Origin of the sequence: Streptomyces sp. NBC_01775, assembly GCF_035917675.1 — a bacterium.
In the GTDB taxonomy this organism is placed as follows: domain Bacteria; phylum Actinomycetota; class Actinomycetes; order Streptomycetales; family Streptomycetaceae; genus Streptomyces.
In genome coordinates this window covers 1338686-1362637 of sequence record NZ_CP109104.1, presented here as the reverse complement: position 1 = coordinate 1362637, position 23952 = coordinate 1338686, and the positions used below count along the sequence as shown (strand labels likewise).

20 protein-coding genes and 1 pseudogene are annotated in these 23952 nt (G+C 71.4%); 11 read left to right on the top strand and 10 right to left on the bottom strand.

The genetic code is table 11. From position 1 onward, the window contains the following. Nucleotides 1–43: 43 nt before the first annotated feature. Nucleotides 44–169 (top strand): annotated as a pseudogene (locus tag OHB04_RS06425) (3-oxoacyl-ACP synthase); the annotation flags it as partial. Nucleotides 170–314: 145 nt separating this feature from the next. On the opposite strand, the gene OHB04_RS06420 reads toward OHB04_RS06425, so the two are convergent. The 3 genes from OHB04_RS06420 to OHB04_RS06410 form a co-directional block, all read right to left on the bottom strand. Beyond that, complete coding sequence (locus OHB04_RS06420; RefSeq protein WP_326806996.1) at nt 315–1226, bottom strand: Fpg/Nei family DNA glycosylase; 912 nt, start codon at nt 1224–1226, stop codon at nt 315–317. A 49-nt stretch (nt 1227–1275) separates the two neighbouring features. Next, nucleotides 1276–1701: an OsmC family peroxiredoxin gene (locus OHB04_RS06415; protein WP_326686712.1), complete on the bottom strand. Its 426-nt coding sequence runs from the start codon at nt 1699–1701 to the stop codon at nt 1276–1278. A gap of 265 nt (nt 1702–1966) precedes the next feature. Then, nucleotides 1967–3016: an LLM class flavin-dependent oxidoreductase gene (locus OHB04_RS06410; protein WP_326806995.1), complete on the bottom strand. Its 1050-nt coding sequence runs from the start codon at nt 3014–3016 to the stop codon at nt 1967–1969. 406 nt (nt 3017–3422) lie between these two features. Between OHB04_RS06410 and OHB04_RS06405 the strand changes: the two genes are divergently transcribed. From OHB04_RS06405 to OHB04_RS06395, 3 genes are all read left to right on the top strand, one after another. Continuing rightward, entirely contained in the window at nt 3423–3992 is a 570-nt protein-coding gene (locus tag OHB04_RS06405; protein ID WP_326686710.1) for a glycoside hydrolase family 25 protein, read from the top strand. A gap of 60 nt (nt 3993–4052) precedes the next feature. Then, on the top strand, nt 4053–4697 hold the full coding sequence (locus tag OHB04_RS06400; RefSeq protein WP_326806994.1) for a hypothetical protein: 645 nt from the start codon (nt 4053–4055) through the stop codon (nt 4695–4697). 142 nt (nt 4698–4839) lie between these two features. Then, nucleotides 4840–5517 (top strand): DUF1707 SHOCT-like domain-containing protein, encoded by a 678-nt coding sequence (locus OHB04_RS06395; RefSeq protein WP_326686708.1) that lies wholly within the window; start codon nt 4840–4842, stop codon nt 5515–5517. Between the two features lie 192 nt (nt 5518–5709). On the opposite strand, the gene OHB04_RS06390 is transcribed toward OHB04_RS06395, so the two are convergent. Beyond that, on the bottom strand, nt 5710–7515 hold the full coding sequence (locus tag OHB04_RS06390; protein ID WP_326806993.1) for a CoA transferase: 1806 nt from the start codon (nt 7513–7515) through the stop codon (nt 5710–5712). A gap of 259 nt (nt 7516–7774) precedes the next feature. On the opposite strand from OHB04_RS06390, the gene OHB04_RS06385 reads away from it, so the two are divergent. Both OHB04_RS06385 and OHB04_RS06380 read left to right on the top strand, forming a co-directional pair. Beyond that, complete coding sequence (locus OHB04_RS06385) at nt 7775–8857, top strand: WD40/YVTN/BNR-like repeat-containing protein (protein WP_326809407.1); 1083 nt, start codon at nt 7775–7777, stop codon at nt 8855–8857. A gap of 229 nt (nt 8858–9086) precedes the next feature. After that, entirely contained in the window at nt 9087–9284 is a 198-nt protein-coding gene (locus tag OHB04_RS06380; RefSeq protein ID WP_326806992.1) for a hypothetical protein, read from the top strand. Here OHB04_RS06380 and OHB04_RS06375 read toward each other — a convergent pair. The 5 genes from OHB04_RS06375 to OHB04_RS06355 all read right to left on the bottom strand — a co-directional run bounded on the left by OHB04_RS06375 (nt 9281) and on the right by OHB04_RS06355 (nt 14745). Further along, nucleotides 9281–10990, bottom strand: a complete 1710-nt coding sequence (locus OHB04_RS06375) for an acyl-CoA synthetase (RefSeq protein WP_326806991.1) — start codon at nt 10988–10990, stop codon at nt 9281–9283. The genes OHB04_RS06380 and OHB04_RS06375 overlap by 4 nt on opposite strands. A 338-nt stretch (nt 10991–11328) precedes the next feature. Continuing rightward, entirely contained in the window at nt 11329–12183 is an 855-nt protein-coding gene (locus OHB04_RS06370) for a DeoR/GlpR family DNA-binding transcription regulator (RefSeq protein ID WP_326806990.1), read from the bottom strand. After that, complete coding sequence (locus tag OHB04_RS06365) at nt 12180–13043, bottom strand: class II fructose-bisphosphate aldolase (RefSeq protein WP_326806989.1); 864 nt, start codon at nt 13041–13043, stop codon at nt 12180–12182. Before OHB04_RS06365 ends, OHB04_RS06370 begins: the two co-directional genes overlap by 4 nt. 183 nt (nt 13044–13226) lie before the next feature. After that, on the bottom strand, nt 13227–14120 hold the full coding sequence (locus tag OHB04_RS06360; RefSeq protein WP_326686703.1) for an SIS domain-containing protein: 894 nt from the start codon (nt 14118–14120) through the stop codon (nt 13227–13229). Nucleotides 14121–14211: 91 nt separating this feature from the next. After that, a complete protein-coding gene (locus OHB04_RS06355; RefSeq protein WP_326806988.1) occupies nt 14212–14745 on the bottom strand; it encodes a DUF1203 domain-containing protein in 534 nt (177 codons plus the stop codon). Between the two features lie 270 nt (nt 14746–15015). On the opposite strand from OHB04_RS06355, the gene OHB04_RS06350 reads away from it, so the two are divergent. The 4 genes from OHB04_RS06350 to OHB04_RS06335 all read left to right on the top strand — a co-directional run bounded on the left by OHB04_RS06350 (nt 15016) and on the right by OHB04_RS06335 (nt 21078). Continuing rightward, complete coding sequence (locus tag OHB04_RS06350) at nt 15016–16224, top strand: CaiB/BaiF CoA transferase family protein (protein ID WP_326686701.1); 1209 nt, start codon at nt 15016–15018, stop codon at nt 16222–16224. Beyond that, on the top strand, nt 16221–17363 hold the full coding sequence (locus OHB04_RS06345) for an acyl-CoA dehydrogenase family protein (protein ID WP_326686700.1): 1143 nt from the start codon (nt 16221–16223) through the stop codon (nt 17361–17363). The genes OHB04_RS06350 and OHB04_RS06345 overlap by 4 nt, the downstream gene beginning before the upstream one ends. Before the next feature lie 140 nt (nt 17364–17503). After that, nucleotides 17504–18718, top strand: coding sequence for an acetyl-CoA C-acetyltransferase (locus OHB04_RS06340; RefSeq protein ID WP_326686699.1), 1215 nt, complete (start codon nt 17504–17506; stop codon nt 18716–18718). A gap of 173 nt (nt 18719–18891) precedes the next feature. Beyond that, nucleotides 18892–21078 (top strand): 3-hydroxyacyl-CoA dehydrogenase NAD-binding domain-containing protein, encoded by a 2187-nt coding sequence (locus OHB04_RS06335; protein ID WP_326806987.1) that lies wholly within the window; start codon nt 18892–18894, stop codon nt 21076–21078. A gap of 96 nt (nt 21079–21174) precedes the next feature. Here the strand turns inward: OHB04_RS06335 and OHB04_RS06330 are convergent, their stop codons facing one another. Then, nucleotides 21175–21930, bottom strand: coding sequence for a MerR family transcriptional regulator (locus OHB04_RS06330; protein WP_326806986.1), 756 nt, complete (start codon nt 21928–21930; stop codon nt 21175–21177). 198 nt (nt 21931–22128) lie between these two features. On the opposite strand from OHB04_RS06330, the gene OHB04_RS06325 reads away from it, so the two are divergent. Next, nucleotides 22129–23949: an AMP-dependent synthetase/ligase gene (locus OHB04_RS06325; RefSeq protein ID WP_326686695.1), complete on the top strand. Its 1821-nt coding sequence runs from the start codon at nt 22129–22131 to the stop codon at nt 23947–23949. The last annotated feature ends 3 nt before the right edge of the window (nt 23950–23952 follow it).

Sequence of the window (23952 nt, the reverse complement as noted above, 5' to 3'; positions counted from 1 at the left end):
CCGCTGCTGCACACCCTCACCTACCAGGAGGCGTTCGCCACCACCCCCCCCCGAGTGCGACCTGGACTACGTCCCGCACACCGCGCGCAAGACGGACGTGCGCACCGCCTTGGTCAACGCCTTCGGCTTCGGCGGCCAGAACGTGGTCGCCGTCCTGCGCAAGCCGTAGCTCGTCCTCGTACCGAACCCGCCCAGGGTGTGCACACCGTGCGACGCGCCGGGCCTCGGCGGCCCGGCGCGTCCGGGCGGCACGGGAGACGGCCTACAGCGTGCTGCTGAGCGTGCCGCCGGACAGTTTCGCGTGGGTACGGCCCTCATTTCAGCAGGCGTGACATCCGCCGGTCCGCGAGAGGCTTGCCGCCCGTCTGGCAGGCGGGGCAGTACTCCAGGGCCGAGTCGCGGAAGGAGACCGAGCGGATCGTGTCCCCGCACACGGGGCACGGCTCGCCGGCGCGGCCGTGCACCCGCAGCCCGAGCCGCTTGCCCGCCTTCAGCTCGGCCGCCGACAGCCCGCGCGCCCGTTCGACGGCGGCACCGAGCGTGCTGGTGAGCGCGGAATAGAGCTGGTCGGTCTCCTCGTCCGTGAGATCCGCCGCGAGCTTGAAGGGCGACATCTTGGCGGCGTGCAGGATCTCGTCCGAATAGGCGTTGCCCACCCCGGAGACGACCGACTGGTCCCGCAGCAGACCCTTGATCTGCTGGCGCCTGCCTTCCAACAGCGCCCCGAAGGCCTCGCGGTCGAACTCGGGCGAGAGGGGATCGGGACCCAGCCGCGCGATCCCGGGCACCTCGGACGGATCGCGTACGAGATGGACCGCGAGCCGCTTCTGGGTCCCTGCCTCGGTGAGGTCGAAACCGCCCTGCCCTCCGGCCAGTTCGAGCCGGAGGGCCAGCGGGCCTTTGCCAGGACGGGGCGGCGTGGCGGGCAGTGTGTCCTGCCACCGCAGCCAGCCCGCCCTGGCGAGATGGACGATCAGATGCAGACCGTCCCCCTCCTGCTCCTGCCCCTTTTGGTTCCCGTTCCCGTTCCCGTCCCCCAGCTCCAGATCCAGGAACTTGCCGTGCCGCGCCACCCCGGTGAACGTCCGCCCCTCCAGGGCGCTGAACGGCGGGTCGTACGTCTTCAATACGTTCACCGCCACCGGCATGACGCGGCGGACGGCGCGGCCCGTCAGCCGCTCGCTCAAAAAGCCCTTCAGGGCCTCGACTTCGGGAAGTTCCGGCATGGTGCCTCTCCGGAGCGGAATCGTACGGACGGGCCGGGCGGCCCGCAGGTCAGACGAGCTTGGCCTCGTGGGTGATCGTGGTGCCCGCGAGCGCCTGGCTGACCGGGCAGTTCTTGGCGGCGTCCTCGGCCGCCGAGGCGAACGCGGCCTGGTCGATGCCCGGCACCTCGCCCTCGACGGTCAGGTGGATACCGGTGATGCCGGTGCCCGGCTGGAGGGTCACGGCGGCCCGCGTCGTCAGCTGGGTGGGCGGGGTGCCCGCGCCGTTCAGCCCGTTGGACAGCGCCATGGAGAAGCAGCTCGAATGCGCCGCGGCGATCAGTTCCTCGGGGCTGGTCTTGCCGCCCGGCTCCGCGGAGCGCGCGGGCCAGGACACCGGCTGGTCGCCGATGCCGGAGGAGTCGAAGGTGACGACCCCGGACCCCTCGGTGAGATTGCCGTTCCAGACGGTGTGCGCGTTGCGTGTGGTGGCCACGATGATCCCTCTCCGTAACGTCAAACGGTCGTGCGTTCGCTGCGGGTGCCCCGAGCCCGGGGAGAAGCCCCGGGAGCCCCGGGAAGTCCCGCAGGGCAAGTGTCGCAGTACCCGATCTTGCGCCTTTGCCACGCACGCCGCGAATCCTGACGCGCCGGACACGGTCATGCCCGGCCTCTGCCGCCTGGCCAGGGCGCAGAGGCCGGGCAGGCAACCTGGTCGTACCCCACCGGTCGCGGGGCCGGGCCGGACGCCCGCCGGCGTCTCAGGCGAAGGCGGGCATGATCTGGTCGTGGATCAGCCTGAGCTGCGTGTTCACATCCGCCACGCCCTCCAGATCCCGCCCGGTGAAGGCCCTGACAAGGGTGCGGTCCGTGAGGGCGCAGATCATGTGGTTGACGCCTGCCGGGGCGATCTCGCTGCGGATCTTCTCGGCGCACTCCTCCGGCGTGCCGGAAACCGAGAGCCGTTCCGCGAGCGAGGGGGTGGTCAGCTCGATGCCGCGCGCGAGATCGCCCGCGCCGATCGCGTCGATGACCGGTTTGACCTCGGCCGGATCCACGCCGTTCCTGATGAGCTGCTCCTCCGGCATGGACGAGGCGTAGATGCCGACCATGCTGCGGGCCGCGTCCTTGGCGGCGGCCGAGTCCGGGCCGGTCGCGAAGACCACCCAGGCGCCGATGTCCAGCGCTTTCCAGTCCTTGCCCACCCGCTCCGCGCCCGCCTTGATGTGCTGGACGGCGTAGTCGTAGGCGGCGCGGGTGTAACTGAGCGCGTGGTGGCAGCCGTCCGACAGCTCCCCGGCGGCCTCGAACGACCTGGGCCCGCGCATCGCGCCGAGCTTGAGGGGGACCCGCTCCTGGACGGGGCGCGCGAAGGTGAAGAGCCCCTTGTACGAGTAGAACTCTCCCTCCCGCGTGAGAGCGCCCTCATCCAGCAGCGTGCGTATGACGCTGAGCGCTTCCTTCGTGCGGGAGAGGGGCTTGGTGCGGGTCCAGTCGATGCCGTACTGCGCGAGCAGCCCGAAGTTGCCACTGGAGAGCACGGCTTCGGCCCGGCCGTCCGACAGCTCGTCCAACGTGGCGACGGCCTGCGCGATGAGGGAGGGCTCCCGCAAGGTGACCGGGGTGACGCTGGGGCCGAAGCGGATGCGCCGGGTCTGGCCGGCCGCCGCGGCGAAGAGCAGCCACATGTCCTTGTGCCAGGTCTCATCCGCGGCGTAGCAGGCGTGGAAACCCAACTCGTCGGCGAGCCTGATCGAGGCGAGCGACTCCTGGAGCGGGTAGTCGGGGAGCATCGCGTAACTGAACTTCATGTGCCACCTATTCCTTTCCGGCAGTGCTTTCGGCGGAATGTGCCAGCGGAATTTGCGCTCGGAATCCCGGGCGCGGATCCCGGGCGCGGAACTCTTCCGGGGACACTCCCGGGGACGTTCCGGGGAGTTGTTCCGCCCCGGAGGAGCGGTGCACGTTCGGGGCTGATTCTGCCAACGCCGGGCCCGCCGGGCGAGACTGCCGAAAGGGAGAGAAAAGGTGTACGCGGAGCGCGCTGCCCTCGGTGATCTCGATGAGGGGCGGTGACCAGCTCCCGTAACAGTCACCCCGTGCAACAACTTCCGTGCATCCAAAGGGCGCACGACGGTACGTTGGATGTCCTAGCGGGTATCTAAGCGTAACCAGCATGGCACCAGAGAGTGAACAGGGAGAGGGTGGAGCACAGTTATGATCAAGGGAATCGATGTTGCCTCGTACCAGCCGGAGGACTACAGCACGAGGGGCATCGAGTTCGTCTTCATCAAGATCACGGAAGGCAAGTCCTACACCAACCCGAAATGGGTCGCGCAACGCAAGACCGCACGGGACGCGGGACTGGTCACCGGCTTTTACCACTTCGTGCGGTCCGGCAGCATGAAGGCCCAGGCCGACTACTTCCTTTCGAAGATCAACCTCGTCGCGGGCGACATGCTCGTGCTGGACTGGGAGGACGCGAAGGTCAGCAACGACGACAAGGACGAGTGGATCAAGTACGTCCAGGACAAGGCTCCTGACCACAAGGTTCTGCTCTACTGCAACGTCGACTTCTGGCTGAACAAGGACAAGACCTCGTTCGCGGGTGACGGTCTGTGGATCGCGCACTACAACGGCAAGCCGGGCGAGCCGGGCATCAAGCACCGGTGGCGCTTCCACCAGTACACAAGCAGCCCGATCGACACCAACCTCGGCGATTTCGACAACCGGGACTCGCTGCGCACCTGGGCGGGTGGCAAGAAGGGTCAGGCCGCCGAGGAGTGACGGGCGGGGAGTGACGGCCGAGGCTGCCGTGCGACACCGGGGACAGATACGCTCCGGTGCATGCCGGAAGCCAACTCGCCCTCCTCCCCAGCCCCCCGCGTCCGCACGGAAGACCCGCCGCACGCGGACGGAGAGCCGCAGCCCCCCGAGGGCGACAATCCGCGTCCGGGCACGCAGCCGGATCCCTCCACGAAAGCGCGCCCGGATGCCGGGCCGGATGCCGGGCCGGAGGTAGGCGCAGGACCGGATACCGACGCGGATGCCAGGCCGGATTCCGATGCGGATGCGGAGCTGGATACCGCCGCGGACGTCGGAGCGGATACTCCTGCGGATGCCGGAACGGATACTGGCGCCGGACCGCGCGAGGGCGAGTCGCCGCGCGAGGACGAGGAGCCGCACGGAAACGGAGACGATCAGGACGGCCAGGAGGACCGGCCGTCCCTGACCCCGCGCCAGGCGCGGCGGGTGCGGATAGTGCTCTCCGCCGTCGTCATGCTCGTCGTGGCCGTCGCTCTGTTCATACGCTTGGGGTCGGCGCCCTCGGTGCTCACCGTGGGCTTCTACGGCATCGCGCTCACCCTCTCGGGCACGGCCATCGTGCTCAGCCGCAGGGGGCGCACGCGTGTCGCGACAGCGGTGCTGGGGCTCGGCTTCGCGCTCGTACTGCTGGGTGAGTGGATGCTGGGCTTCCCCGGCGGAATCTGACCCCCGGACCCCGACCCGCCCCCCTCCGACCCTGACCCGCCCCCCGACCCTGGACACGGCCGTTTCCAGCCCCTGCCAGGGCCGGGGTCACGGATCGGCACAAGGCTCGGCACCTGTCATGACGTCCACGTAAGCTGCGGGCATGACAGACGAGTTGCCCGAGATCAGGGCATCGGACGCCGAGCGTGAGCAGACGGCCGAGGTGCTGCGCGACGCCCTGGCCGAAGGGCGGCTCGACATGGGCGAGTTCCAGGAACGCCTGGACGCGGCCTACCGTGCCCGCACCAACGTGCAGTTGGTGAAGCTCGTCAGGGACCTGCCGTCCCCGGAGGCCCAGGGTGGCGTAGGTGCTTCCCTTGCACCATCCGGTGCGCAGGATGCCGCGGTCCCGGCTGTGCGGCGGCGCTGGGCCGAGCGCATCGGCGGCGCCCCGACCTCGCGCTGGGGCCTCGGCTTCCTGGGCGGGTTCAGCCGCAAGGGCAGCTGGACGGTGCCGCGCGTCTTCACCGCCCTCGGAGTGATGGGCGGCGGGCAGCTCGACCTGCGCGAGGCCCGCTTCGAGGACCGCGAGGTCGTCATCCGCTGCTTCGCCTTCTGGGGTGGAGTGCAGGTGCTGGTGCCGGGCGACATCGAGGTCGAGGTGCGTGGCGTGGGCATCATGGGCGGCTTCGACTCCTACGCGTCCTCGCCGGGCACGCCCGGCGCGCCCCGCGTCGTGATCACCGGATTCGCCATCTGGGGCGGCGTCGGGGTCGAGCGCAAGCGGGCCAGAAACGACGAACTGGGGGAGGGCGGCCGGAAGGGCAAGTCCCTGGAGTGAGGGCGCTTCGCCGCGCACGCTCGCAGGCTCCAGGGCCCGCACACACGATGTATGGCGGGCCGTCAGCGCCCTGCCACGGCTCCCGGCCCTCTCTCCAGCCCCACCCCGAGCCCGGAGCGGGGTGCCCTGGCCCTGCGGGTCCTGGCCCTGCGGGTCCCGACCCTGTGGCACGGGACCGGCCCGGGTGCGGGATCAGAGCCAGACGGCCTGGTCCCCGCCCGCGATACCTGTGACCCGTGCCCAGTCCCCGGGGCTGCGCGTGGTGTCCGATGCCTCGGCGGCAGAAGTCGCAGCATCCGGTGCGGCGGAATCGGGCGGACCGAAACCGACCGCGGGCAGCGCGTACCGCAGGCGCCCCAGCGGACTGTCGGCCTCCGTCAGCCACGGCGCCGGATCGAACGCACCGCTCGTCGCGGACGTACCGCTCGCCGCGGACGCGCCGGTTGCGCCGTCCGCGCTGTTCCCCATTGAGGCGGCCAGGGACGACGCGGAGCTGCGGTCACCCGTACGGCCCGGTTCCGCCGGGAGTTCCTCCAGCAGCCAGAGCGCCGTACGCGCCAGGGCGAGCCGCACCAGCCGGGAGCCCGCCGTACCCGTGCGCTGTTCCGTCAGGGCGCGCAACAGCCCCGCGGCGAGCAGATAGCCGGAGCCGTGGTCGAGGGCCTGCGTGGGCAGCGCACCCGGTGCGCGGTCCGGGCCCGCGTTCCCGTTCCGTGCTTCATCCGGTGCGTCGCCGCCCGTCCGCGTCTTCGCCGTCCCCGCCTCGATGAGGGCGATGCCGGAGGCCGCCTGCACCAGGCTGTCGAAGCCGCGCCTGCGCTGCCACGGCCCGACCGTGCCCCATGCGCACAACTGGCCCACCACCAGGCCGGGGCGGCGATCCATCAGGGACTCCGGCGCCAGCCCGAAGCGGTCCAGCGCACCGGGCCGGTATCCGGTCACCACCACATGGGCCGAGGCCAGAAGTTCCTCGAACGTCGTCTGGCCCGCACGGGTGGACAGGTCCAGGAGCGTGGAGCGCTTGCCGAGGTCCGTGTCCGCGTGGGTGTCCAGGAGCTCGGGCCGCTCCGGCGCGTCGATGCGGAGGACGTCGGCGCCCAGGAGCGCGAGCGTGCGCGTGGCGACCGGCCCGGCCAGCACACGGGTCAGGTCCAGGACGCGCAGCCCTTGCAGGCCGCCGGGCCCCGGCTGCCCGTTGAGCGGCAGGGGCCGCGCCGAGTCCAGTCGGCTGGTGGCCACGAGCGGTGTCGTGGCCACGGCCTCGCGCTGTGGGTGCGCCGCCCACTCCTCGGGCGTACGGACGGCGACGGCCAGCCCGCCCGCGGCGTAGACGGTCTCCTCGATGTCCCTGGCGGGCCGCTCGGCCAGGACGGCCGTCAGCCGTTCGCCCGCCGCCTCGTCGCTGTCCGGGCCGGAATCGGCCTGACCGAGGGCGGAGAGCAGACGGGAGCGGTGGTGGGGATAGTTGGCGTGGGTGCGCACCCAGCCGTCCGCCGCGCGCCAGAAGCGGGAGAGCGGTGCGAACGTCACCGGATCCCTGCCGTCGATACGCACCAGGCGGTCGCTGCGGAAGGCCGCGGCCACCGCACCGTCGTCCACACGTACCGCAGGCAGCAGCGCGCTGCGCGCACGTACACAGGAGAACTCGGCCGCCGCCAGCGAACAGGCCGCCACCGTGGACGCGGCCAGCTCCAGCACGGGCAGCGCCGAGGGGAGCGGTCCTGGGCGGCGGTGGCGCGAGACGCGCCCCAGGAGCGCGGGGTCGCCGCCGAGCGCCGCCCACGCCTGGGCGGTGCCAGGCTGCTGTTGCGCACCGGTCACAGCAGGTGCGTGCCGGGTCTCGAACTCGATGTCGAAATCGAACCCCGCCTCGCCTGCCAGCGGCCCTTGAGCCCTGCTCACGGCCGCTCCTTCGGCCTCCGTCACACCCTCGCCCGCAGCGACGTTCTGCCCCGCCCCGGGCTCTCCAGCCGGTGAAAACTGATCCATGTCGCGCATTTTGGCACCGAGGGCGCGAGAGCTGGTGACGACGGGGCGGTAGTGGGCTAGGTTGCGGCGGCCGACAGGGGCGAGGGAAGGGGTGGGGACGATGAGACGGGTGTGGGCTCTCACGCTCTGCGGGGCAGCCGTGTGCGCGGCGCTCGGCAGTGCGCCCGTTCCGGCGCAGGCCGCCGCGGAAGGGCACGCCGGGACGCGGGCCGCGCCGTACTCCGGTACGTCCGCGGTGCCGCACGCGGGCTCGCCCGCCACGCCCGCCATGTCCGCCACGGCCTCTACGGCTGCCACGGCCGAGCCGCCGAAGCGGACGGCGGTGCGGACGCCGGAGGGGGCAGCGGCGCGGGCCGGACAGCTTGCGCGGTCGCCGGGATGGTCGCTCAAGGACAGCGGGAGCCGCTCCAGGTTCCGGGGCCTGTCGGCCGTGAGCCGCTCGGCCGCCTGGGTGGCGGGCAGCGGCGGCACGGTGCTGCGCACCGCGGACGGCGGCAGGACCTGGAGCGACGTGTCCCCCTCCGGGGCCGCCGGTCTGGAGCTGCGCGACATCGAGACGTTCGGCACGCGCGGCGCCGTCGTCCTCGCGATCGGCGAAGGGGACGCCTCGCGCGTCTTCCGTACCGAGGACGGCGGTGTCCACTGGCGCGAGACCTTCCGCAACGACGATCCGGCCGCCTTCTACAACTGCGTCACATTCTTCGACCACCGCAACGGGCTCGTCGTCGGCGACCCGGTCGACGGCAAGTTCCGGATACTCGCGACGCGCGACGGCGGGCGCAGCTGGCACCTCGTGCCGTCGGACGGCATGCCCGCAGCGCGAAAGGGCGAGACGAACTTCGCGGCGAGCGGGCAGTGCCTCACCAGTTCCGGCGGCCGGAACGCCTGGTTCGCCACCGGCGGGGGCGACACGTCGCGGGTCTTCCGCACCACCGACCGGGGCCGCCACTGGAGCGTGAGCACCACCCCCCTCCCGGCGGCCGAGCCCGCGCGTGGAGTGTTCGCGCTCGCCTTCCGGGACGCCCGCCATGGCCTGGCCGTCGGCGGAGACTACGAACCGGGCGAGCCCTCCCCGAACGCCTCCGCCACCTCCGGGGACGGCGGCAGGGCGTGGAAGCCGAGCGCGCACCCCGTTCCTGAGTACCGCTCAGGAGTCGGCTGGCTGCCCCACACCCGGCACAGCGCACTGGCAGTCGGCCCCACCGGCTCGGACCTCACTCTGGACGGCGGGCGCAGCTGGAGCACGTTCGACCAGGGCTCCTACGACACCGTCGACTGCGCCTCGGACCTGGGCTGCTGGGCGGCGGGGGAACAGGGCAGGATCGCGCGACTGGAGGCCCTACGGCCGTAACGCGCGGGACGAAGGGCCGGCCACGGGCGACGGGGCAGGGGGCACGGGTCACGCGTTACGGGTCACCCCGCCCTGGCCGTCCCGCTCGGCCGACCGTCCGCGTTCCTGCCTCTGGCCCTGGCCCTGGTTCTGGTTCTGGCTCTGGCTCTGGCTCTGGCTCCGAGGAGCGGACGACGGGAGGCGCGGACGGGCACGGGGCCAGGCGGGGGGATCAGGCAGATACCGGACCGTGGGCGAGCAGGGAAGCGACGGCCGTCCAGCCGACCGGGGCATGGACTACGCGAGGGCTGAACCCGGCCGCCGCACAGGTGGAGAGCAGCACTTGGGCGGCAGCGGTGCGTTGAGCCGGGCCGCCTCCGTCGCCGGGATCGTCTTCGCCTCCCTGGAGAGGACCACGGGCGCACCGCTCGCCTGGACCGCGGACTAAGGTCCGCGCCGTTCGGACGGCCTGGCGGCCGGCGGCTCGCCCGCGCTCAGACGCTCGCGCGCGCTCGGACGCTCGCCCGCGCTCAGACGCTCGCGCAGCGTGCCCTTGGCGAGCTTGCCGGTGGGCGTACGGGGCAGCTGGTCGGTGAACTCCACGGCGCGCGGCACCTTGTACCGCGCGATGCGCCCCCGTACATACGCCAGCAGCTCCCGCTCAAGCTCGGCCCCGGGTACGGCCTCCGGCTCCGGCTGGACCACCGCGCGCACCGCTTCCCCCATCTCCGCATCCGGTACCCCCACCACGGCCACATCGGCGACCTTGGGATGGAGGGTGAGACAGTTCTCGATCTCCTGCGGATAGATGTTCACCCCGCCGGAGATGATGGTGAAAGCCTTGCGGTCGGTGAGGAAGAGATAGCCGTCCTCGTCGACATGGCCGATGTCGCCGGTGGTGGTCCAGCCCGGGTGGTGCGGGTGCTGGGCCTCGGCGGTGCGCTCGGGGTCGTTGTGGTAGGCGAACGGCCGCTCCTCGCGGGCGAAATAGACGGTCCCTGTGGCTCCGGGCGGCAGTTCGGTGCCGTCCTCGCCACAGACGCGCAGATCGCCGAGCACCGACCGGCCGACCGAGCCGGGCTTGCGCAGCCACTCCTGCGGGGTGATGGCGGTCAGTCCGTTGCCCTCGGTCGAGGAGTAGTACTCGTACAGCACCGGCCCCCACCACTCCAGCATCCGGCGCTTCACCTCCGTCGGACAGGGCGCGGCGGCGTGGATCGCGACCCGGAGCGAGGAGAGGGCGTAGCGCTGTGCGACCTGCGCGGGCAGCTTCAGCATTCGGACGAACATCGTCGGCACCCACTGGCTGTGGGTGACGCCATACCCTTCGATCAAGGCCAGCGACCGTTCCGCGTCGAAGGTGTCCATCAGGACTACCGTCCCGCCCGTCGCCGTCACCACGCCGCAGAAGCGCAGCGGGGCCGCGTGGTAGAGGGGAGCGGGGGAGAGGTAGACGGTCTCCGTGTCGAAGCCGTAGAGCGGGGCGAAGAGCGCTGTGTAAATGGACGGTGTGCGGGTGATGTCCTCACCGGAGAGGGCGGGCTGGACGCCCTTGGGGCGCCCGGTGGTGCCGGAGGAGTAGAGCATGTCGGCGCCGCGGGGCTGGTGTTCGGGCGCGGTGGGCGAGGCCGCGGCGAGTGCTGCCTCGTAGTCCTCGTAGCCTTTGGGGTGCTCGCCGTCCCCGCGGAGTGCGTGGTCCGGCTGACGCCGGCTCCCGCTCGGGCTCCCGCTGGAACTTCCCCTCGAACTCCCTTTGGAACCCCCTCTCGCCCTCCCGTAGGACAGGCGCAGCTCGATCTCCGGGGTGACCGGTACCAGCGCGTTCGCCAGGTCGGTGAGCGACGCGGAGACAATGAGCGCGCGTGCCCCGCAGTCACCCACGATGTACGCGGCCTCCTCGGCCGTGAGGTGGCTGTTGACCGAGGTCAGATACAGCCCCGAGCGCATCGCCGCCCAGTAGACCTCCAGGCAGCGGGCGTCGTTGTCGGAGAGCAGCGCGAGATGGTCACCCGGACGCAGGCCTGCCGAGCGCAGCCGGTTCGCGAGCCGGACGGAGCGCTCCTCCAACTGCCCGTAGGTGAGCGCCTCGCCGGTACGCGCGGAGATGACGGCCGGCTTGTCGGGATGTGCGGACGCGTGGACTCCGGGGTACATGCGGGACCCTCCCAACTGTCCTGACATCACGTCAGGACAGTGTCGCCCCGCCACCCCCACCACGTCACCACACCTCACACCCCGCACCCACCCGGTGCTCGGCAACCCCGACGACGACCCCTTTCACTGTCCGCAACCTCGGCTGTCTCGGCAGTCGTCAGCCGCCGCTACGGCCTGTCCGGCGGATCTTTCTGTTGCCCTCTCTCTTGGTGCTGAGCAGGGGGTGCCCCTGCCTGTGCTGTGCAGGGTGCGGGTGGGTTGTGGGCTTGTCGCGCGGTTCCCCGCGCCCCTTCGGGACTCGCACCCGCGCCGGGCACGCATGATCCGTCGGCCACGCCCTAGCCGAGGACTCTGCCGTTGCCTGCCTGCTTACTGTCCCCTTTGTCTCCGGCCTCCGTCGGCCCCTCCTCGGCCAGCACCACCCGCAGCCCGCGCTCTTCGAACTCCCGCCGCACCGGCCCCGGAATGCCCGTGTCCGTGAGGAAGGTGCTGAAGACCTCCGCCCCACCGATGCGCGCGAAGCAGCGAACGCCGACCTTGGAGGAGTCGGTGACCACCACGGCCCGCTCGGCCCGCTCCGCCATCAGGCCGTTGATGCGTGCTTCGGCCTCGTCGTGGACCGTGGCTCCCGTCTGAGGGTCCATTCCGTTGGCCCCGATGAAGGCCAGGTCGACGGAGACCTGGCGCAGCATCAGTTCGCTGTACGGTCCGGTGAGTTCGAACGTTCTGGAGTGCGCTACGCCGCCTGTCAGCACGGTCTTGATCTGTGGCCGCACGGCCAGCTCATTGGCGATGTTCAGTGCGTTGGTCACGATGGTCAGATGCGGCTGCGGACCGGGCTCGGCCAGGTCGGCGCGGGTCGCCAGAGCGCGGGCGATCTCCGTGGTGGTCGTCCCGCCGCTCAGGCCGATCACGCTGCCCCGCTCGACCATCGCGGCGGCCGTCCTGGCGAGCGCTTCCTTGGCCGCTGTGTGGTGACCCCGCTTGTAGCGGATCGGCAGGTCGTAGGTCACGGCGCTCAGCACGGCTCCGCCCCGTGTACGGGTGAGCAACTGCTGCTCCGCCAGCGCGTCCATGTCGCGGCGCATGGTCGCCGCCGAGACCTCCAGCGCCGTGGCCGCTTCCTCGACCTCCAGGCTGCCGCGCTGCCCCAGCAGTTCCAGCAGCGCGTTCATCCGCTCGTGGCGCTTCACCCGGCTTCCTCTCCTTCCCCCGCTCCCTTGCCCCCGAGCACCCCCAAGAGCCGTGCGGCCTCGTCCGTGACCGCGTCCCGCGCCGGGGCGATGTACTTGCGCGAGTCGATGAGCGCTCGGTCGGCATCCAGCACCTTACGCAGGCCCTGGGTGAAGACCGACACGAGGTGAGTCGATATGTTGATCTTGGTCATGCCCGCAGTGATCGCCTGCCACAGCTCTTCGTCCGGCACGCCCGACGAACCGTGCAGCACCAGCGGAACGGGCAGTTTCTCACGCAGCCGCCGGATCAGCTCCAGGTCCAGCTTCGCGGTGCGCTCCCGCATCGCGTGGGAGGAGCCGACGGCGACGGCCAGGGCGTCCACCCCGGTGGCGGCCACGAACTCCAGTGCCTCGTCGGGATCCGTTCGCACCCCCGGCGCGTGCACCCCGTCCTTGCCCCCGACCTCGCCCAACTCGGCTTCCACGAACACATCCCGGTCGTGGCACCAGGACGTCAGCCGCGCTGTCGTGCTCACGTTCTGCTCGTACGGCAGCGTGGAGGCGTCGATCATCACCGAGCCCACACCGGCCTCGACCCCCTGCCACACCAACTCCGCGTCGGTGACGTGGTCCAGGTGCACGGAGACGCCTGTGCGCGCCGCCTCGGCGAGGGCCAGGGTCGCACGGGTAACGGGCAGCAGACTGCCGTGATAGCGCACGCAGTTCTCGCTGATCTGGAGGATGAGAGGAGTGCTCGTCCGGTCGGCGGCGGCGACCAGCGCCTCGGCGGTCTCCAGATGAATGACGTTGAAGGCGGCGGCACCGGAACCTGCCGCACGGGCGTCAGCGAGGATCGAAGCGGTGGAGACGAGAGGCATGGTCCTGGGCTCCCTTGAGCGGCGGCTGGGGCGGTGGTGAGTCGGCGGAGGGATGGCGACCTGTCGCGCGGTCCGAGTCGGCGCGGGGTGACGGGCTGGGTCGGTGAGGCGCCGGAGCGGCCCGCCCAGGGGCGCCGGGCTCAGCGTCGGCCCCGGCGACCCCTCGGAGGATCAGGCTTCCGCTCAGCCGTCCAGCATCACCGAGCGGGTGAGGCTGCGCGGGTTGTCCGGGTCGAGCCCACGGGCCCGCGCCCGCTCCAGTGCGACCCGCTGCACCAGGACCAGATCGGCCAGCGGATCACGCGCGTGGCACACGAACCGGGCGCCGGTGGCGGTCACATCCCCCTCCAGTCCCTCCGGGGCCTCTCCGAACAGCCAGGTGACCCTGCCCGGGGCGGCGATCGCTATCGGGCCATGGCGGTATTCCATGGCGGGATAGGACTCCGTCCAGCTCTGGGACGCCTCTCGCATCTTCAGGGCCGCCTCGTTGGCGAGGCCGTAGGTCCAGCCGGTGCCGAGGAAGGAGAACTGCTCGGCGTCCACCCACTCCTTCTCCACCGGGGCCTTGAGCGCCGACTCCGCGTCCCGGACCGCCTCGGCGAGATCCTCGCCCAGGTGCGCGCGCAGCAGCGCGAGGGCCGAGGTCGCGAAGCGGGTCTGAACCACCGACTTCTCGTCGGCGAACGGGAGCGAGACCGTCTCGTCCGAGAGCGGGGTGGCAGGGGTGTCCGGGTCACCCAGCACCGTGACCGTCGGGACGTGGCCCTTTACCGCCTCCAGGACGCGCAGCACCTCCGTCGTGGTGCCGGAGCGGGTGATCGCGACGACCGCGTCGTAGCCCCGGGCCTTGCCGAGGAACGCCTCGGACGCCGCGAACGGGTCCGTCACCCCCAGGCCCGCGCTCTCGCGCAGAGCGGCGTACGCCTGCGCCATGAACCACGATGTCCCGCAGCCGATCACCGCCACCCGCGCACCCGCCACCGGGAGCGGGTTCTCTCCCGCGCCGATCCTGGCCGCCGCACGCCAGGTATCGGGCTGGCTGCGCAACTCCTGCTCCATGTATGACGTCTCGCCCATGTGCGGGCACCCCCTCCGGGTCCGGGGGCCCTCAGCCCCCTGCGTGAAAGTGCGTGAAACTGCTCGCTTTCACGCAACTTTACGCACCACGTCATTCCGCTGTCCATCCCCCTCCCGGGGGAACGGCGCGCCGCGTCTCGACGAGGAAGCAGCCGAACTCCACCGCCCGTACGTGCACCGCGGCAACGCGCGGATCCGCGTACAGCTCGGCCAGGCCTTCCTCGATCGTGGGCGTCCGCTCCTGACTCCCGTCGAGCAGCAGGCCGCCGAGGATGCAGCCCCGCGCCGAATAAGCGCGCAGCGTGCGGCGCTCGCCCCGCATCGCCTCCGGAAAGGAGCCGGTGGGTCCGCGCCGGCCGCCGCAGTCGAGCGGGTGGACGAAGACCGGCCCCACCTCGTCGTAGGCGCCGGGGTCGGCCCCGGTCTCGCGGGCCCATCTGCGCAGCGGGGCGTAGGAGACGAAGGCGAGGGTCTCGCCCGGCTTGCTCCGCTCCATGCAGCAGCGCAGCGGGCTGCCGCCGTCGGTGTCCGCGACTCGGCGCGGCGGCGCTCCGGCGTCGTCCTTGACGCGCAGTTCGTTCAGCACCCGAGGGGCGATGGCCCGTATGTCGTATATCGATTCCATGTGTCCCAGGTTCCGTCCCGCGGTGGGGTGTCCGCTGGCGGGATACGGCCATGGCTTTTGGTGGCCGGGGTTTCTCGCCAACTCCTCCTGAGTGACCCGGTGTTGCGGCCCGCATCCGGACGCGCGCCATGCCGTGCGCCCTCCCGGACGCCCGCCGCGGCCCGTGCCGCCGGGGTCCGCGCGCTCCGGGCTTCGGGGGCTTGTGGAATGGGGGAGCCGTTCCTAGCATTCCTGGTGTTACATCAGTTGTGTCACATCACTGGGGGCTCGATGACGGCAGCCGGACCGCTGGCGGGTGTGCGCGTGGTGGAGTTGGCCGGCATCGGCCCCGGGCCCTTCGCCGCGATGACACTCGCCGACATGGGCGCCGACGTCGTCCGCGTCGACAGGCCCGGCGGCGGCAGCCTCGCAGCCTCGCCCCGGCACGACGTCACCAACCGGAACAAGCGCTCGGTCGTCCTCGACCTCAAGCAGCCCTCGGGGGTCGAGGCGGTGCTCTCGATGGCCGGGCGTGCCGACGTGCTCATCGAGGGATTCAGGCCCGGGGTGGCCGAGCGCCTCGGCGTGGGCCCCGAGGTCTGCCTCGCCCGCAACCCCCGGCTCGTGTACGGCCGCATGACCGGATGGGGCCAGGAGGGCCCGCTCGCGCAGCGCGCGGGCCACGACATCGCGTACATCGCCGTCACCGGAGCACTGGGCATGACCGGCGCCGCGGAAGGGCCGCCCGTCGCACCCGCCAACCTCCTCGGCGACTACGCGGGAGGCTCGCTGTATCTCGTCATCGGCATCCTGTCCGCGCTCCGCCACGCGGGGCTCCCGGAGGGTGCGGGGCAAGTGGTCGACGCGGCGATCGTGGACGGCACCAGCCATCTGACGGCCATGATCCAGGGCATGGTCGCGGCGGGCGCGTGGCAGGACAGTCGGGCCGCCAACCTGCTGGACGGCGGCTGCCCGTTCTACGGCACCTATGCCACCTCCGACGGCGGCTTCATGGCGGTGGGCGCGCTGGAGCGCAAGTTCTACGAGGAGTTCATGCATCTCCTCGGCATCGAGCGGGAGGCACCGCTTCGGGGCGATCCTGCCTCCTGGGGGGCGCTCCGCGAGGCCATCGCCGCCAGGTTCGCCTCCCGTACCCGTCGGGAGTGGACGGAGGTCTTCCAGGGGACGGACGCCTGTGTGGCCCCCGTGCTCTCCCTGACCGAAGCGCCGGAGCACCCCCACCTGGCCGCGCGCGGCACCTTCATCCGGCACAGCGGAATCACCCAGCCCGCTCCCGCGCCCCGCTTCTCCGGAACGCCCACCGGAGTCACCCGCGGACCGGCCCAGCCCGGCGCGCACGCGGCCGAGGTCGCCCGTGACTGGGACCTCCCGGCCCTGGCGGCACCCGCCGCCGCCGAATCCGCGGACGCCTCCGCAGCGCCGCCCCGCGCCCCCGTCCCGCCGGCCGGAACGCCCCGAGGAGAGCAGCCCACGCCATGAAGCGTCAGATCTTCACCGAGGACCACGAGGCGTTCCGCCAGACGGTCCGCGCCTTCCTGGCCAAGGAAGTCGAGCCGTACTACGCGCAGTGGGAGCAGGACGGCATCGTCTCCCGGGAGGCGTGGCTGGCCGCGGGCAGACAGGGCCTGCTGGGCCTGGCCGTTCCCGAGGAGTACGGCGGCGGGGGAGAGGCCGACTTCCGCCATGCCGCGGTGCTCGCCGAGGAGTTCACCCGCGCGGGCGCCGCCGGCCTGGCCGTAGGGCTGCACAACGACATCGTCGGCCCGTATCTCACCGCCCTTGCCACCGACGAGCAAAAGCGCCGCTGGCTGCCGGGCTTCTGCTCGGGCGAGACGATCACCGCCATCGCCATGACGGAACCCGGCGCCGGATCGGACCTCCAGGCGATACGGACCACGGCCGAGGACCAGGGCGACCACTGGCTGCTCAACGGCTCGAAGACGTTCATCTCCAACGGGATCCTCGCCGACCTCGTCATCGTCGTCGCCAGGACGACACCGGAGGGTGGCGCACACGGCCTGAGTCTGCTGGTTGTCGAGCGCGGCATGGCGGGCTTCGAGCGGGGCCGCAACCTCGACAAGATCGGCCAGAAGGCGCAGGACACGGCCGAGCTGTTCTTCCACGACGTGCGCGTCCCCAAGGAGAACCTCCTCGGCGAGCTGCACGGCGCGTTCATCCACCTGATGACCAACCTGGCGCAAGAGCGCATGGGTATCGCCGTCTCGGGGATCGCGGCGGCGGAGCATCTGCTGGAGATCACGAAGGAGTACGTCAAGGAGCGCACGGCCTTCGGGCGTCCGCTCGCCAAGCTCCAGCACATTCGCTTCGAGATAGCCGAAATGGCCACCGAGTGCGCGGTGACCCGCAGCTTCCTGGACCGCTGCATCGAGGACCACGCCAAGGGCGAGCTGGACGCGGTGCACGCGTCCATGGCCAAGTGGTGGGCCACGGAGCTCCAAAAACGCGTCGCCGACCGCTGTCTCCAACTGCACGGCGGATACGGATACATGAACGAGTACCGCGTCGCGAAGGCATTCACGGACGGCCGGATCCAGACGATCTACGGCGGGACGACGGAGATCATGAAGGAGATCATCGGCCGCTCCGTGCTCGGCTGACCACTGCCCCCGCAGCCCCGCAGCCCCGCTGCCTCGCCGCCGTTCCCCTCCCGCTGTCTCAGCCTCACCCGCCGTCTCAGCCTCGCCCCCTGTCGTCTCACCCCGCCGCCTCACCTCCCGCACCGACGAAAGGCACCCCCGTGACCACCGAAGCGTTCGTCTACGAGGCCATCCGCACCCCGCGCGGGCGCGGCAAGGCCAACGGCGCACTGCACGGCACCAAGCCCGTCGACCTCGTTGTCGGGCTCATCCACGAGCTGCGCCGCCGCCTGCCCGACCTGGACCCGGCCGCCATCGACGACCTGGTGCTCGGCGTGGTGGGCCCCATCGGCGACCAGGGCTCCGACATCGCCAAGATCTCCGCGATCGTCGCAGGCCTGCCGGACACCGTCGCGGGCGTCCAGGAGAACCGCTTTTGCGCGTCCGGGCTGGAAGCCGTCAACCTGGCGGCGGCCAAGGTCCGTTCGGGTTGGGAGGACCTGGTCCTGGCGGGCGGCGTCGAGTCCATGTCCCGGGTGCCGATGGGCAGCGACGGGGGCGCGTGGTTCGCCGACCCCATGACCAACTTCGAGACCGGCTTCGTCCCGCAGGGCATCGGGGCCGACCTCATCGCCACCGTCGAGGGCTTCAGCCGCCGCGACGTCGACGAGTACGCCGCCCGCTCGCAGGAACTGGCCGCCGCGGCGTGGAAGGACAGCCGCTTCGAGCGCTCCGTCGTCCCCGTGCGCGACCGCAGCGGGCTGACCGTGCTGGAGCACGACGAGCACATCCGCCCCGGCACCACGGCCGACTCCCTCGCCAAGCTCAACCCCTCCTTCGCCACCATCGGCGACATGGGCGGTTTCGACGCGGTGGCGCTGCAGAAGTACCACTGGGTCGAGCGGATCGACCATGTGCACCACGCGGGCAACTCCTCGGGCATCGTGGACGGTTCGGCGCTGGTCGCGATCGGCAACGCGGAGGTGGGCAAGCGCTACGGCCTTCAGCCGCGGGCCCGTATCCTCTCGGCCGCCGTCTCCGGTGCCGACCCGACGATCATGCTGACCGGCCCCGCGCCCGCCTCCCGCAAGGCGCTGGCCAAGGCCGGGCTGACAGTTGACGACATCGATCTCGTGGAGATCAACGAGGCGTTCGCCGCGGTGGTCCTGCGCTTCGCCCGCGACATGGACCTGCCCCTGGACAAGGTCAACGTGAACGGCGGAGCCATCGCCATGGGCCACCCCCTCGGCGCGACCGGCGCGATGATCCTCGGCACCCTCGTGGACGAGCTGGAGCGCAGGGACCAGCGGTACGGGCTGGTCACGCTGTGCGTGGGCGGAGGGATGGGGGTCGCGACCGTGGTCGAGCGCCTCTAGACGGGCCGCGCGGAGCCTGCCGCGCCCGCCCGCACCACCTCCCAGAGTGGGGAACCGCCCTCTCGAACCACCCACTCGAACAGCCCATCCCCGCCCGCACCGGCCCCCGCAAGGCTCCGGCACAGCCTGTACGGGACGCCCGGCCCGCACCGCTCACTTGGAGACGACCAGAAATGCCCGAGTCCACCACCATCCGCTGGGACCGCGACAGCGACGGCGTCGTCACGCTCACCTTCGATGACCCGGACCAGTCGGCGAACACCATGAACGCCGCCTTCCAGACCTCCCTCACCGCCGTGGCGGACCGGCTGGAGGCCGAGCGCGACAGCGTGCGCGGCGTCATCCTCACCTCCGCCAAGAAGACCTTCTTCGCCGGTGGCGATCTGCGCCTGCTCATCCAGGCCCGCCCCGAGAACGCGCAGGAGGTCTTCGACAGCGGCATGCGCGTCAAGCGCGACCTGCGCAGGATCGAGACCCTGGGCAAGCCCCTGGTGGCCGCGATCAACGGTGCGGCACTCGGCGGCGGGCTGGAGATCGCGCTCGCCTGTCACCACCGGATCGCCCTCGACGCCAAGGGCTCCAAGATCGGCTGCCCCGAGGCGACCCTCGGGCTGCTCCCCGCGGGCGGCGGCGTGACCCGTTCCGTCCGGCTGCTCGGTATCGCGGACGCGTTGTTGAAGGTGCTCCTCCAGGGCCAGCAGTACTTCCCCGCCAAGGCCAAGGAGGTCGGCCTCATCCACGAGGTCGTGCAGACCCGGGAGGAGATGCTGGCGGCGGCGCGCGCCTTCATCGAGGCCAACCCCGAATCCCAGCAGCCCTGGGACGTCAAGGGCTACAGGATCCCCGGCGGCACACCGGCGCACCCGAAGTTCGCCGCCAACCTCCCCGCCTTCCCCGCCAACCTCAAGAAGCAGACAGGCGGGGCCCCGTACCCCGCGCAGCGCAACATCCTCGCCGCCGCTGTCGAGGGCTCCCAGGTCGACTTCGAGACGGCGCAGGTGATCGAGGCCCGGTATTTCGTGGAGCTGGCCACGGGCCAGATCTCCACGAACATGATCCAGGCGTTCTTCTTCGACCTCCAGGCGGTCAACGCCGGCCGCAGCCGCCCGCAGGGCGTCGAGGAGCGTGCGGTTCGCAAGGCCGCCGTGCTGGGGGCGGGGATGATGGGCGCCGGAATCGCCTATTCCTGTGCGAAGGCGGGCATCGACGTCGTTCTCAAGGAAGTCTCGCAGGAGGCCGCCGAGAAGGGCAAGGCCTATGCGGCCGGGCTGCTGGAGAAGGCGCTTGCACGGGGGAAGACGACGGAGGCCAAGCGGAACGCGCTGCTCGCACGCATCACCCCGACCGCGGACCCGCAGGCCGTCGCGGGCTGCGACGCCGTGATCGAGGCCGTGTTCGAGGACCCCGCGCTCAAGCACAAGGTCTTCCAGGAGGTCCAGGACCTCGTGGCTCCCGACGCGCTGCTGTGCTCCAACACCTCGACCCTGCCGATCACCGCGCTCGCCGAAGGCGTCACCCGCGAGCGGGACTTCATCGGGCTGCACTTCTTCTCGCCCGTCGACAAGATGCCGCTGGTCGAGATCATCAAGGGCCGCGGGACCGGCGACGAGGCGCTGGCCCGCGCCTTCGACCTCGTACGGCAGATCCGCAAGACGCCGATCGTGGTCAACGACTCGCGCGGCTTCTTCACCTCCCGCGTCATCGGCCACTTCATCAACGAGGGCGTGGCGCTGCTGGCCGAGGGCGTCGAGCCCGCCACCGTCGAGCAGGCGGCGGCGCAGGCCGGATACCCGGCCAAGGTGCTGTCCTTGATGGACGAGCTGACGCTGACCCTGCCGCGCAAGATCCGCGACGAGACCCGGCAGGCCCTCCGCGCCGAGGGCGAGGAACCGCCCCCGCACCCGGCCGACGCGGTGCTCGACCGGATGGTGGAGGAATTCGGCCGCACCGGGCGCAGCGGCGGCGCCGGCTTCTACGACTACGACGAGAACGGCAAGCGCGCCGGGCTGTGGCCGGGGCTGCGCGAGCACTTCACCAAGGACAGGCATCCGGACATCCCCTTCGAGGACATGAAGGAACGGATGCTCTTCTCCGAGGCGCTGGACACCGTCCGGCTCTTCGAGGAAGGCGTCCTCACCTCGGTGGCGGACGCCAACATCGGCTCCATCATGGGCATCGGTTTCCCGGCCTGGACGGGCGGCGTGATCCAGTACATCAACGGCTACGAAGGCGGGCTGCCCGGATTCGTGGCCCGCGCACGGGAGCTGGGAGAGCGCTACGGGGAGCGGTTCGCGATCCCGGCACTGCTCGTGGACAAGGCCGAGAGGGGCGAGGTCTTCACCGACACCGTGACCGGCTGACCGAATGCCCGCACCAGCGAAGGGCGGGTGAGGGTCCGGGCCGCACACGGGCGATCAGGACTCGGCCGTCCCAAGGCTCAGTGGCCGCCGGAGGCTTCACTCCGAACCGGTCTGCGGGGCGCTCTCCCTCGGGAAGGCGTCCCGCAGCTCCTCCTTCATCGAGCGCTGGAAGGCCGTCACCAGTGCCTGCACCACCATGGGCTGCATGTGCGCGGACAGCGACTTCATCCGCTCCACCCGCTCGGGCTCCGACTCCAGCTCGCGGTAGGGGTCCCACACCTCCCGCTTGAACAGACGGCTCAGCTCCCGCGCCGCCGAGCGGGTGTGCTCCATCATCACCTCGCGCGCCGCCAGGATCGCCTCCTGGGATATCGGCACGTCCAGGAGCCGCACCCCCAGCTGCACCAGGGCGGGATCCACGCGGAAGACGTCCGGGTCCTCGGTGGAGGCGAGCACGCTCATCGCCTCCAGGCGCTTGAGGTCCTCGTCCGTCAGCCGTTGCCCGACGCGTCCCTCCAACTGCTCGCGCGTCGTCTCATCCACCGCGTCCGGCATCCAGGAGGCGACCACGGCACGGTGGATGGCCAGATCGTGCGCGCTGATGTCGTCGGGAAGCCGCTGGAGGTAGCGCTCGATGGCGGCCAGCGTCATGCCCTGGTTCTGCAACTCCTCTATCAGCGCCAGCCGGGAGAGGTGGTCCGAGCCGTAGCGGCCCACGCGGCGGGGGCCGATGGTGGGCGGCGGCAGCAGCCCCCGGGTGCTGTAGAAACGGATCGTGCGGACGGTCACGCCCGCGCGGGCGGCGAGCTGGTCCACGGTGAGCTGGTCCGTCGTCCCGGCCTCTGGCTCCATGTGCCGTGCCCCTCTCACCGCCGGTGACCCGACGCGCCGTACCTACCGATCACGTTACCTACCGATCGCGTTCAACAGTATTGCTGTCTCACCACTCCTGTGAAACCTTCGGTCGCGCGCGAACTCCCCGGACGACAGCACTCCCCGGACGACAGCACTGCTCGGACAGCAGCACCCCTCGGTGCCCCGGAGGCGCTCATGACGACGATCCTGCGGCTGCCTGGCGTAGAGCCGGCCGAACTGACCGTTCCCGAGCTGCTGCTGCGCAACGTGGAGGACCACGGCGAGCTGCCGGCCCTCTCCTGGTACGCGCCGGACGGCGCGCGCACCACCCTCACCTGGAGCCAGGCGCGCCACAGGGTGGCCGAAGTGGCCGCCGGATTCACGTCCCTGGGAGTCGGCCGCGGCGACCGCGTCCTGATGATGATGGGCAACCGGCCCGAGCACTGGCTCTCCGACCTCGCCCTCGTCCACCTCGGCGCCGTCCCGGTCTCCGTCTACGGGACCGCGGCTCCCGAGCAGATCGCCCACATCGCGCGCCACTCCGGCGCCCGGCTCGCGGTGGTCGGCGGCCCCGCCGAAGTGTCCCGCTGGGAGCCGCTGTTGGGCCCTGAGCGGGACGCGGGGCGGCTGGATGGGCTCGTGGTGGCCGACGGGGACGGCGGGGGTTCACACACCCCCTGGAGCGCACTGGCGCGGCCGTACGAGCGGGCGGACTTCGACAAGACCTGGCGGGGAGTGCGGGCGGGCGACCCGGTCACCGTCGTCTACACCTCCGGCACCACGGGCGACCCCAAGGGCGTGGTGATCAGCCACCGCAATGTGATCCTCAACGGCCTCGCCCTCGACAAGGTGGCCGCCGTTCCCGACCACGCCGAGCACATCTGCTATCTCCCCTTCGCCCACATCGCCGAACGGATGCTGGGCATCTACCTGCCGGTCCTGCGCGCCTCCCACGTCCACCTGTGCGACGACCCGGCGCGGGTGGCGGAGCTGGCCGGGCGGCTGCACCCCGCGCAGTTCTTCGGCGTCCCCCGCGTGTGGGAGAAGCTCGCCGCCGCCGTACGCGCCGGGCTCGCCCGGATGCCCGGAGAACAGCGGGCGGCCGTCGAGGCCGCAGGGGAGATCGCGCGGGCCCATGTGCGCTGCCGAGAGCGCGGTGAGCGACCCTCCGGGGAGCTGGAAGCCGCCTACGCGAGGGCCAGGAGCGAGGTCATCGAGCCGCTCCTGGCGCGGGCGGGCTTCGAGCGGCTGGTGTGGACGGCGAGCGCCTCGGCCCCGATGCCGCCCGAGGTGCTCGACTTCTGGGCCGGGTTCGGCGTCGTCGTCATGGACGCCTGGGGCCTGACGGAGACCACGGGAGCGCTCACCCTCAACGGGCCCGGCGGCTTCCGCCTCGGCTCGGTCGGCCGCCCGCTGGAGGGTACCGAGATCCGTACCGCGCCGGACGGCGAGATCGAGGTGCGCGGGACCACCCTCTTCGGGGGCTATCTGCGCGCCGACGGCTCGGTGGAGCCCGCCACGGACGCCCAGGGGTGGTTCCCGACCGGTGACATCGGCCGGATCGACGAGGACGGCTACCTCTGGCTGACCGACCGCAAGACGGAGATGATCGTGACCTCGACGGGCAAGAACGTCTCGCCGGCCCTGGTCGAGAACACCCTCAAGGAGCACCCCCTCATCGGGCAGGCACTGGTGCACGGGGACGGGCGCTCCTATCTCGTGGCCCTCCTCGTGCTCGACCCGGAGGCGGCGCCCGCCTGGGCGGCGGCGCACGGAATCGACGTCTCATCCGGTGCTCCGGCGGCACACCCCGGCATCCGGGCGGAGGTGGAGCGGGCGGTGGCCGCGGCGAACTCCCGCCTCAACCGGACGGAGCAGGTCAAGCGGTATGTGCTGCTCGACCGGGAGTGGAGCCCGGAGACCGGTGAGCTGACGCCCTCGCTCAAGCTGCGCCGCCGCGTCATCGGGGACAAGTACGGCCAGGAAATCGACGGATTGTATGAAGATCATGTGTGACAA

Coding starts and splice junctions, on each gene's coding strand:
- OHB04_RS06395 (WP_326686708.1), top strand. CDS start 4,840: ATGACAGACGAGTTGCCCGAGATCAGGGCATCGGACGCCGAGCGTGAG.
- OHB04_RS06390 (WP_326806993.1), bottom strand. CDS start 7,515: ATGCGCGACATGGATCAGTTTTCACCGGCTGGAGAGCCCGGGGCGGGG.
- OHB04_RS06330 (WP_326806986.1), bottom strand. CDS start 21,930: ATGGAGCCAGAGGCCGGGACGACGGACCAGCTCACCGTGGACCAGCTC.
- OHB04_RS06375 (WP_326806991.1), bottom strand. CDS start 10,990: ATGTACCCCGGAGTCCACGCGTCCGCACATCCCGACAAGCCGGCCGTC.
- OHB04_RS06410 (WP_326806995.1), bottom strand. CDS start 3,016: ATGAAGTTCAGTTACGCGATGCTCCCCGACTACCCGCTCCAGGAGTCG.
- OHB04_RS06355 (WP_326806988.1), bottom strand. CDS start 14,745: ATGGAATCGATATACGACATACGGGCCATCGCCCCTCGGGTGCTGAAC.
- OHB04_RS06345 (WP_326686700.1), top strand. CDS start 16,221: ATGAAGCGTCAGATCTTCACCGAGGACCACGAGGCGTTCCGCCAGACG.
- OHB04_RS06325 (WP_326686695.1), top strand. CDS start 22,129: ATGACGACGATCCTGCGGCTGCCTGGCGTAGAGCCGGCCGAACTGACC.
- OHB04_RS06385 (WP_326809407.1), top strand. CDS start 7,775: ATGTCCGCCACGGCCTCTACGGCTGCCACGGCCGAGCCGCCGAAGCGG.
- OHB04_RS06420 (WP_326806996.1), bottom strand. CDS start 1,226: ATGCCGGAACTTCCCGAAGTCGAGGCCCTGAAGGGCTTTTTGAGCGAG.
- OHB04_RS06365 (WP_326806989.1), bottom strand. CDS start 13,043: ATGCCTCTCGTCTCCACCGCTTCGATCCTCGCTGACGCCCGTGCGGCA.
- OHB04_RS06405 (WP_326686710.1), top strand. CDS start 3,423: ATGATCAAGGGAATCGATGTTGCCTCGTACCAGCCGGAGGACTACAGC.
- OHB04_RS06350 (WP_326686701.1), top strand. CDS start 15,016: ATGACGGCAGCCGGACCGCTGGCGGGTGTGCGCGTGGTGGAGTTGGCC.
- OHB04_RS06360 (WP_326686703.1), bottom strand. CDS start 14,120: ATGGGCGAGACGTCATACATGGAGCAGGAGTTGCGCAGCCAGCCCGAT.
- OHB04_RS06400 (WP_326806994.1), top strand. CDS start 4,053: ATGCCGGAAGCCAACTCGCCCTCCTCCCCAGCCCCCCGCGTCCGCACG.
- OHB04_RS06335 (WP_326806987.1), top strand. CDS start 18,892: ATGCCCGAGTCCACCACCATCCGCTGGGACCGCGACAGCGACGGCGTC.